This is a genomic window from Phenylobacterium composti DSM 19425, assembly GCF_059568645.1.
In genome coordinates, this window is the sequence record NZ_JCANTT010000018.1 from 163,614 (window position 1) to 172,774 (window position 9,161).

The following is a 9,161-nucleotide window of genomic DNA, read 5'->3' on the forward strand; positions in this document are numbered from 1 at the left end:
CTGGCGGCGAGTCGGCCGCCGCCAGCGTTTGGATTCAGTAGCGCCAGGTGAGGCCCACGCCCACCATCCGCGGCGTCCCCGCGATGAACGTCGGCAAGCCCAGGCTGTCGCCGGTGTTGCCGGCGTCGATGATGTAGGCCTTGTCCAGGATGTTGGTGGCGAAGGCCTCCAGCGTCAGCGGCCGCGTCCCCGAGGTCCAGGCGAGGCGCAGGTTCAGGAGCCCGTAGGCCTTCTGGAACTCGTCCTGCACATTGTCGGCCACGAAGGCGTTGGGGGGCTGCTGCAGTTCAGGCCGGTCGTTGTTGTTCTCGAAGAAGACCTTCGACTGCCAAGTGTAGCTGGGGCGCACCTCCAGCTTGCCGCCCCGCAGCGCCACACGATAGCTCGCCGCCAGCGAGGCCGAATGGTCCGGCGCCAAGCGGAAGCGGTTGCCGTCATAGGCGCCGGCGCTGAACCGGGCGTGGTTGTAGGCGTAGGTGGCGAGCACGCTGAAGCTCGGCGTCACCGCGAGATCGGCCTGGGTCTCGAAGCCGTACGCCCGGGCCTCGCCGGCGTTGGTGATCACGAACAGCGTGCCGCGCTGCTCCACCGTCTGGAAGTTGTCGTAGTCGTAGCGATAGGCGGCCGTGTCCAGGCGCAGGCGATGGTCCAGCAGGGCCAGCTTCGCCCCCACCTCGTAGCTGTCCACCGTCTCGGCCTCCACGACGCCGAACCGGGCCGGGGTTCCCGGGGTGCTCGGCGCGGACGCGGCCAGCACCTTCGGCAGCCGCCCCCGGGCGTAGGAGGCGTAGAGGTTGGCGTCTTCCGAAAGGCCGTAGCGCGCCACGAGCCGCCAGGTGAGCGCATCGTCCTCCAGGCTGGCCCTGGCGGCTTCGCCATTGCCGGTGGTGGGCTGGAAGGTCAGGCCGAAGAGCGGCAGCACGCCGTCCGGGATCTGCTGGACCAGCGGCTGGGCCAGGGCGCCGACAAGAGCCTGCGCCTGAGCGAGGCCCTGAGGCGCGCCGTCGGCGGCCAACTGGGCCGCGGCGATGGCGCCGCCGAGCACGCTGCGGCCGCCCACGACCCGCGAGCTGAAGCTGGTGGTCTTCTCGTCATGAGTGAAGCGCAGGCCTGCCGAGACCTCCAGGCGGTCGGTGAGGTCGAAGCTGACGTCCGCGAACAGGTCAATGGATTCCAGGTCCGACCGACCGCCGCCCTCCTCCACGTGGTTGGGCCGCAGGTTCGCAGCGATAGCGGCGGCCTGGGCCGGCGTGAGGACCAGGCGGTTATCGCTCAGGCTCGCCACCACCCCGCGCAACAGGGCGCCGGTGAAGGCCGTGGAGGCGAAGGTCGCCGCGGGGGCCGGCGTGGTGACCGGCAGGCCCGAGCCCGCCGCGCCCGCGTGCAGTTGGCCGGCCACCACCGCGAGGGTCATCCGCTCGTCGAACTGCAGGGGTCGGGCCTGGTAGTCCTTCGACTTGAAGAAGCTCGCGCCCACGAAGCCCTGCATCCGGCCGCCGGCGTCGTAGTTCAGCCGCAGCTCCTGGCTCCACTGCTTCCCATAGGCGTCGTTCAGGCTGGTCAGGATCGGCAGGGACAGGCCGTCCGGATCGAACAGCTCCTCGCTGTCATAGTCCCGGTAGGCGCTGATCGAGCTCAGTGTCAGGACGTCGGTCAGCTCCACCGTGGTGAGGCCGGTGAGGCTCCGCACCTCTCGGATCAGGCCCATCTCCCGGCCGCCCTGGAAGCCAGGGCCCGCGGCGAGGGCGGCGGCGCTGTGCGGGCTGCGGTCGGCCAGCACCCGTCCCGTGGCAGGATCGGTGGGGGAAAAGCCGTTGGACTTGAAGGCCGTACTGGTGGGTGCGTCCTTCTGGTAGTTGGCGATCAGGTCCACCGTGGCCTGCTCGGTGGGCTCCAGGCGCAGGCTGACGCGGAAGGCGCCGCTGTCGATGGACTGGAAGGCGTCGCCGCCCAGGGCGTTGTCCACATAGCCGTGGCGGCTGCGCAGGCGGCCCGCCATCCGCAGCGCCACGCGCTCGGTGATAGGCAGGTTCACCGCCGCCTCGCCAAGCCAGGCGTTGTGGCTCCCCGCCTCGACCTTGGCGTAGCCCTCGAAGCCGTCGGTGGAGGCCTTGGCCTGGATCAGGTTCACGCCCCCGATCAGCGCGCCCCGGCCGAACAGCGTGGACTGCGGCCCCTTGGCCACCTCCACCCGCTCCAGGTCGAACAGCTCCACATAGGCCGCCTGGGCCTTCGAGATGGAGACGCCGTCCTGGAACACCGAGACCCGCGCCTCGGCATAGGCCTCGGTGGAGTCGGAGGTGATCCCGCGCATCACGAAGCCCGCGTTGTTGGGCGACTGGGCCCGCACCTCGAAGCCGGGGGTGAACAGCGACAGGTCCGCGAAGTCCTGCACCCCAAGGTCCTCGAGCCGCCTCGCGCCAAAGGCCGTCAGCGCGATGGGAACATCGATGGCCTGCTGCTGTTGCTTCTGGGCGGTGACGACGATCTCCTGGACCGCCGTGGACTCCTGGGCCCCGGCTGCACCGGCCGAGAGCACGAAAACGCTCGCCGCGGCGAGGAGCCGCGTGCGTGACCTGAACATGAAACTATCCCCTACGCAGTGCGTGCGCAGGGCGTTAGCGGCTATTCCATAACGACTCGTGACGCCCCGACGCCGCCGATATCGGACGCGCGATCAGACCCGGCCGGTCACCGGCGCCAGGGCCCCGGTCACGGCCCCGGCCGCCTCGGAGGCGAGAAACAGGATCACCGAGGCCAGGTGCTCAGGCGCCACCCAGGCCGAGAAGTCGGCGTCGGGCATGTCCTTGCGATTGGTGGGCGTATCAATGATCGACGGCAGCACCGCGTTCACCGTGACGCCATCGCCCTTCAGTTCCTCGGCCAGGGCCTGGGTCAGGGCGTGGACCCCCGCCTTCGAGGCCGCATAGGCGCCCATGCCCAGCCCCGCCTTCAGCGCGGCGGCCGAGCCCACATTGACGATCCGACCGGCTGCGCTGCGCTTCAGGTGCGGGATGGCCGCCCGGCTGGCGTTGGTCGCGGTCAGGACGTTCAGCCGGAAAAGATGCGGCCAGGTCTCGGGATCGCCGCCCTCCACGGGCTCCCACCGGAAGCCTCCGGCGATGTTCAGCAGCACGTCCAGGCCGCCCAGTTGCTCGGCCACGGCATCGATGGCCGCCCCCGCCTGGACCGGATCGGTGAGGTCGACGCCCGTCTGGATGAAAGCGCCCTCCGGCCCCGGGCAATGCTGGGCGTGGTCGATGAGGGCGAGCTGAACGGGAAGCTCCGCCGCAGCCTTCGCCACGGCGGAGCCCAGGACGCCTGCGGCGCCCGTGATTGCGATGATGCGGCCAGCCATGCCGCCGCTATAGCGCGACTAGAGCGCCTCGACGATGGTGACGTTGGCCATGCCGCCGCCTTCGCACATCGTCTGCAGCCCCCACTTCTTGCCGCGCGCCTTCAGCGCGTAGATCAGGGTCGTCATCAGCTTGGTGCCCGAGGCGCCGAGCGGGTGACCGAGGGCGATGGCGCCGCCATTCACGTTCAGCTTGTCCGGATCGGCGCCCAGCTTCTGCAGCCACGCCACCGGCACCGAGGCGAAGGCCTCGTTGACCTCGAACAGGTCGATGTCGTCGATCGACATGCCGGCCTTCTTCAGGGCGCGCTCCGTCGCCGGGATCGGCGCTTCCAGCATGATCACCGGGTCGTGGCCGAGCAGCGACAGGTGATGGATGCGGGCCATCGGCGTGAGGTTGTGCTCCTTCAGCGCCTTTTCCGAGACGATCATCACGCCAGAGGCGCCGTCGCAGATCTGGCTGGAGGTGGCGGCGGTGATCTTGCCGCCCTCGCGCAGGAGCTTCACGCCCTTGATGCCTTCCAGGCTGACGTCGAAGCGGATGCCCTCGTCCACGTCGTGGCGGACGGTGTTGCCCTCGGCGTCCAGGCCGTCGATGGCCAGGATCTCATCCTTGAAGGCGCCGGCCTGGGTCGCCGCGATGGCGCGCTGGTGCGACTGGTAGCCGAACTCGTCCAGCTGGTCCTTGGTCAGGCCGTACTTCTCGGCCACCATTTCGGCGCCCATGAACTGGCTGAACTGGATGTTCGGATAGCGCTCCTCCTGGCGGGGGCTCTTCGGATGGCCGAAGCCTTCCTTGAAGGCCAGCGAGACCGACAGGCCCATGGGCACGCGGGTCATGCTCTCGACGCCGGCGGCGATCACGATGTCCTGCGTGCCGCTCATCACGCCCTGGGCGGCGAAGTGCAGGGCCTGTTGCGAGGAGCCGCACTGACGGTCGACCGAGGTGGCCGGCACGCTTTCCGGCAGCTTCGAGGCCAGGACCGCGCCGCGGGCGATGTTGGTGGACTGCTCGCCCACCTGCATGACGCAGCCCATGACCACGTCCTCGACGGCGTCCGGCGCAACGCCCGCGCGGTTCACCAGCTCGTTCAGGACCTCCGCGCCAAGGTCGGCCGGATGCCAGCCGCGCACGCGGCCGCCCTTGCGCCCGCCCGCGGTCCGCGTCGCGGCAACGATATAGGCTTCGCCCATCTCAACAGCTCCGTTCGTTCGGTTGCGCCCACCGCTCCGGGCGCCTCGATGCTGATGTAACCGGGGCGACGCAGCGTAAGACAATCACCCTCGGCTGAACGTTTCCGCGAGGATGCGCTCCAGCCATTCCTGGTCCGTGGCGTCGAAGGCGGCCGGCTGTTCGGAATCGACGTCGAGCACCGCGATCAGCGCGCCCGCCGCATCCAGCACGGGCACGACGATCTCGCTGGCCGAGCGGCTGTCGCAGGCGATGTGGCCGGGGAAGGCGTGGACGTCCGCCACGAGCTGGGTCTGGCGCGCGGCCGCCGCAGTCCCGCAGACGCCCCGGCCGAAGGCGATCCTCAGGCAGCCCAGGGTGCCCTGATAGGGCCCGACCACCAGTTCGTCGCCCTTGTCGGGATCGACCACATAGAAGCCGGTCCAGAAATAATGCTCGAAGCTGTTCGCCAGCATCGAGGCCACCGTCGCCATGCGCGCGGTAAGGTTCGGTTCGCCGTCGAGCACGGCGGCGATCTCCTGAGCCACGGCGGCGTAGCGTTCCGCCTTGGCGTTGGGCAGGGCGAGTTCGTTGAAGGCTTCGGCCATGCGATCGCATGTAGCGATCCGGCGCGGCTGGACAAAGCCTTCCGCTCAGCTTTCTCTGCCGCACGTTTCGCGTTCCGGCTGGGGGCTTTCATCTCATGCGTGCAGCAGTTCTAGCGGCCGTTCTGGCGCTTGCGGTCACCACGACCACCACTCCGTCGGTCTACGCCCAGGTGGTGGAGGGCCCGTCCCGCACCTTCACGGCCCGCGACCTCTTCGGCCTGCAGCAGGTGTCCGATCCCCAGGTGCGGCCGGACGGCGGCGCCGTGGCCTATGTCCGGGTCCGCAACGACATCATGACCGACCGGGCCCAGCGCTCGATCTGGCTGGCCGACCTCGCCACCGGCGCACAGTCGCCGCTGGTCGTCGAAGAGGGCGCGAGCTTCGCGCCCCGCTGGTCCCCGGACGGCACGCGCCTGGCCTATGTGGCCGCCCAGCCGGGACAGTCGCCGCAACTCTATGTCCGATGGGTGGCCACGGGGCGCTCGGCCAAGGTCGCCACCCTTGAGCAGGCGCCCAACGACATCGCCTGGTCGCCCGACGGCAAGACCCTCGCCTTCACCATGCTCGAGCTGGACGAGCCCAAGCCGCTCGGGGCGCCGCTCAAGAAGCCCGAGGGGGCCAGGTGGGCCGAACCGCTCAAGGTGATCGACCGGGTTAACTATCGTTTCGACGGGCAAGGGTTCCTCAAGCCGGGCTTCCGGCAGGTGTTCGTGGTTCCCGCCGACGGCGGCCAGCCGCGCCAGCTCACCTTCGGCCGCTTCGACGGCGACGGCCCCATCAGCTTCACCGCCGACGGCCGCGGCGTGCTGTTCAGCTCCAACCGCAATCCTGACTGGGAGCGGGAGCCCAACGAGAGCGACATCTGGCGGGTGGATGTGGCCAGCGGCCAGCTCACCCGGCTGACCACGCGGGTCGGCCCCGACGCCGCCCCGGTCCCCTCGCCCGACGGCTCCAAGATCGCCTACATCGGCAACGACGACCGTGGCCTCAGCCACGAGGACGCCAAGCTCTATGTGATGGACGCCGACGGCCGGAACGTTCGTCAGCTGGCCGCCGGCCTCGACCGCGCCGTGGGTGTTCCCCAGTGGTCGCCGGACGGCCGCGCCATCTACTTCGACTATGTGGACAAGGGCGTCACCAAGGTCGGGCGCGCCACCCTGGACGGCCGCTTCGAGACGGTGCTCAGCGGCCTGGCCGGGGGCGGCTTCGACCGCCCCTACGCCGGCGGCGAATTCTCCGTCGGGCGCGGCGGGGTGATCGCCTACACCCTGGGCGCGCCCGAGCATCCGGCTGATCTCGCGGTCCTGCGTGGCGGCAAGACCACCCGCCTGACCCGGCTGAACGATGCCCTGCTGGCCGGCAAGGCCCTGGCCAAGGTGGAGCACCTGCCGGTGACCTCGTCCTATGACGGCAAGCCCATCGACGCCTGGATCGCCACCCCGCCCGACTTCAATCCGACGAAGAAGTACCCGCTGATCCTGGAGATCCATGGCGGCCCGCACCAGGCCTACGGCCCGGCCTTCGCCACCGACGTCCAGCTCTACGCCCAGGCCGGCTATGTCGTGGTCTACGCCAACCCGCGGGGCTCCACCTCGTACGGCAACGCCTTCGCCAACGAGATCGACAAGAAGTACCCCGGCAACGACTACGACGACCTGATGAGCGCGGTGGACGCCGCCATCGCCAAGGGCTTCGTGGATCCCGAGCGGCTTTATGTCACCGGCGGTTCCGGCGGCGGCGTCCTGACCTCCTGGATCGTCGGCAAGACCGACCGCTTCAAGGCGGCGGCCACCCAGAAGCCGGTCATCAACTGGACCAGTCAGACGCTCACCGCCGACGGCTATGTGGGCATGACCAAGAACTGGTTCGGCAAGATGCCCTGGGAGGACCCGCAGGGCTATTGGGCCCGCTCACCGCTGTCGCTGGTGGGCTCTGTCACCACCCCGACCCTGGTGGTGGTCGGCGAGGAGGACCTGCGGACACCCGTCTCCGAAGCCGAGCAGTACTATCAGGCATTGCAACTCAAGGGCGTACCTACGGCCCTGGTGCGCGTTCCCGGCGCAGGCCACGGCGGCCTCGCGGCCCGGCCGTCGCAGTCCGCAGCCAAGGCCGCGGCCATCATCGCCTGGTTCGAGCGCTACAAGTAGCCAGGCCGTTCCACCTCCCGGTCCGCCTCGCCAGCGTCAACGCCCGGGCCGCCTCGCTGCACATCATTTTCGAGACGGCCCGGCGGCGCAACCACGCCCTCTTGCCCCAGAGCCCGTGGCCTCGCCGTTCTATCGCATGCTGGCAACGGATCAGTATGGAAGGCCCGGAAACTCTACCCTACGTTGTCCCGCGCAGGGCTGCTGGCGAACCTCCCGCGGGCGCCCTCGCCGTTCGATCCAGAGGCTCCCGCCGATCCGCATGGCGACGCGCCTCTCGGCCGACTGCATGCTGCGCCTGGTCGAGCCGTCGGCCGGCCATCTGGGCGACCTCGTCACCGGCGTCATCCTCATGGACATGGTCCAGGCCAGGCGAGCACCTGGGCGACGCCGCCCTGCTGAGCGATCCGGGCCTGCTGCTTCGCGACGAGGCGCGGCCGCCGTTCCGGCGCTCGGCCCTCTGCGACAGCCTTGGAATGTCGCAGGAAACTGTCCGCCGCCACCTCAACCGGCAGCTCGGGGACGACCTCCGCAAACGGATCGGCGACGGCTATGTCGCGGCCCCGGGCGCGTGCTCAACGCACGCCGTTCGGCAGCTACATGCTCGACAACCAGACCCACCTGGCCCGGGTGTTCCGGGGCGCGCCGAGTACGGCCTGCTGCGCTCTGGGATGGCGAGCGGGTTCAGCTTGCTCGCGGCGCCTGATCAAAACGGGAACTTGCCCCTGCCCCAAAATGGGTAGAGCCGCGCTTCCGCGGCGCAACATCTTCTCGCAACCTCAGGACGTACCTCTGGGGGGAGGTGCGACGGCGCGGCTCGTCCCGTCGCAGGAGTGTCGAAATGAATATGCCGTTGCAAAGTGTCATGCTGGGGGCGCAAGTGTCAGGGGAAGAAGTCATGGAGGGCCGTGGGGACGGCCCCCATCCGGTCGATCGCCATGTGGGTCTTCGGATCCGCATGCGCCGCAAGGAAATCGGGGTGAGCCAGGAGCGCCTGGCCGAGGCCCTGGGGATCACCTTCCAGCAGGTTCAGAAATACGAGCGCGGCGCCAATCGCGTCAGCGCCTCCAAGCTGTGGGAGATCGCCCGGGCTCTGCAGACCTCGGTCACCTACTTCTACGAAGGGCTCAGCGACGAGGCGAACGCCAATGCGGCGCAGGAGGCCCAGGACTTCATGCTGACCAGCGAGGGGCTGGAGCTGATGTCGGCCTTCCCGCGCATCGGCCAGCCAGCCCTGCGGCGCAAGCTGCTCGAACTGGTGCGTACGGTCTCGGAAGAGGCCTAGGAAGAACGGCTCCCGTCGGCCGCCGCGCGGCCGACGGGAAAGTCGCCATCAGGCCGTCGCCTGAGCCTTGTAGCCATCCCGCAGTTCGCGCTTGAGGACCTTGCCGATGTGGCTGCGGGGGAGGCTCTCGACGATCTTGAGGTCGGCGAGGCGCTGGGTCTTGCCGAGGCGGGCGTTGACCCAGGTCTTGAGCTCTTCGGCGGCGATGTCCTGGCCGGGCTTCAGGGCCACGAAGGCCACGGGCGTCTCGCCCCACTGCTCCGAGGGCACGCCCACAACCGCCACCTCCAGCACCGCCGGGTGCTGCATGACCTCGGCCTCGAGGTCGCTCGGGTAGATGTTGAACCCGCCCGAGATGATCATGTCCTTCTTGCGGTCCATGAGAGTGAGGAAGCCGTCCTCGTCGAACCGCCCCACGTCTCCCGTGCGGATGTAGCGAAGACCCTCCGGGCTCCACCATTCGGCGTCCGAGGTCTTGCCCGGCTGGTTGTGGTAGCCGACCATCATCGCCCCCGAGCGGCCGACCACCTCGCCGATCTCGCCCTGGGGCACTTCCTTGCCGTTCTCGTCGATCAGCCGGATGTCATGCCCCGGCAGC

The 9,161-nt window shown here is 69.3% G+C and carries 7 protein-coding genes; 2 read left to right on the top strand and 5 right to left on the bottom strand.

Translation table 11 applies throughout. From position 1 onward, the window contains the following. Window positions 1–34 precede the first annotated feature (34 nt). From BO64_RS14505 to BO64_RS14520, 4 genes are all read right to left on the bottom strand, one after another. Window positions 35–2,584, bottom strand: a complete 2,550-nt coding sequence (locus BO64_RS14505; protein ID WP_496404022.1) for a TonB-dependent receptor — start codon at window positions 2,582–2,584, stop codon at window positions 35–37. Window positions 2,585–2,677: 93 nt separating this feature from the next. Next, window positions 2,678–3,358, bottom strand: coding sequence for an SDR family NAD(P)-dependent oxidoreductase (locus BO64_RS14510; protein WP_496404023.1), 681 nt, complete (start codon window positions 3,356–3,358; stop codon window positions 2,678–2,680). Between the two features lie 18 nt (window positions 3,359–3,376). Further along, a complete protein-coding gene (locus BO64_RS14515; protein WP_496404024.1) occupies window positions 3,377–4,549 on the bottom strand; it encodes an acetyl-CoA C-acetyltransferase in 1,173 nt (390 codons plus the stop codon). 84 nt (window positions 4,550–4,633) lie between these two features. Next, entirely contained in the window at window positions 4,634–5,134 is a 501-nt protein-coding gene (locus tag BO64_RS14520) for a GAF domain-containing protein (RefSeq protein WP_496404025.1), read from the bottom strand. A gap of 95 nt (window positions 5,135–5,229) precedes the next feature. On the opposite strand from BO64_RS14520, the gene BO64_RS14525 reads away from it, so the two are divergent. Both BO64_RS14525 and BO64_RS14530 read left to right on the top strand, forming a co-directional pair. After that, window positions 5,230–7,281, top strand: coding sequence for a prolyl oligopeptidase family serine peptidase (locus BO64_RS14525; RefSeq protein WP_496404026.1), 2,052 nt, complete (start codon window positions 5,230–5,232; stop codon window positions 7,279–7,281). An 895-nt stretch (window positions 7,282–8,176) separates the two neighbouring features. Further along, complete coding sequence (locus BO64_RS14530; RefSeq protein ID WP_496404031.1) at window positions 8,177–8,563, top strand: helix-turn-helix domain-containing protein; 387 nt, start codon at window positions 8,177–8,179, stop codon at window positions 8,561–8,563. Window positions 8,564–8,611: 48 nt separating this feature from the next. Here BO64_RS14530 and BO64_RS14535 read toward each other — a convergent pair. Further along, a partial coding sequence (locus BO64_RS14535; RefSeq protein WP_496404027.1) for a class I adenylate-forming enzyme family protein occupies window positions 8,612–9,161 on the bottom strand: 550 nt, incomplete at its 5' end.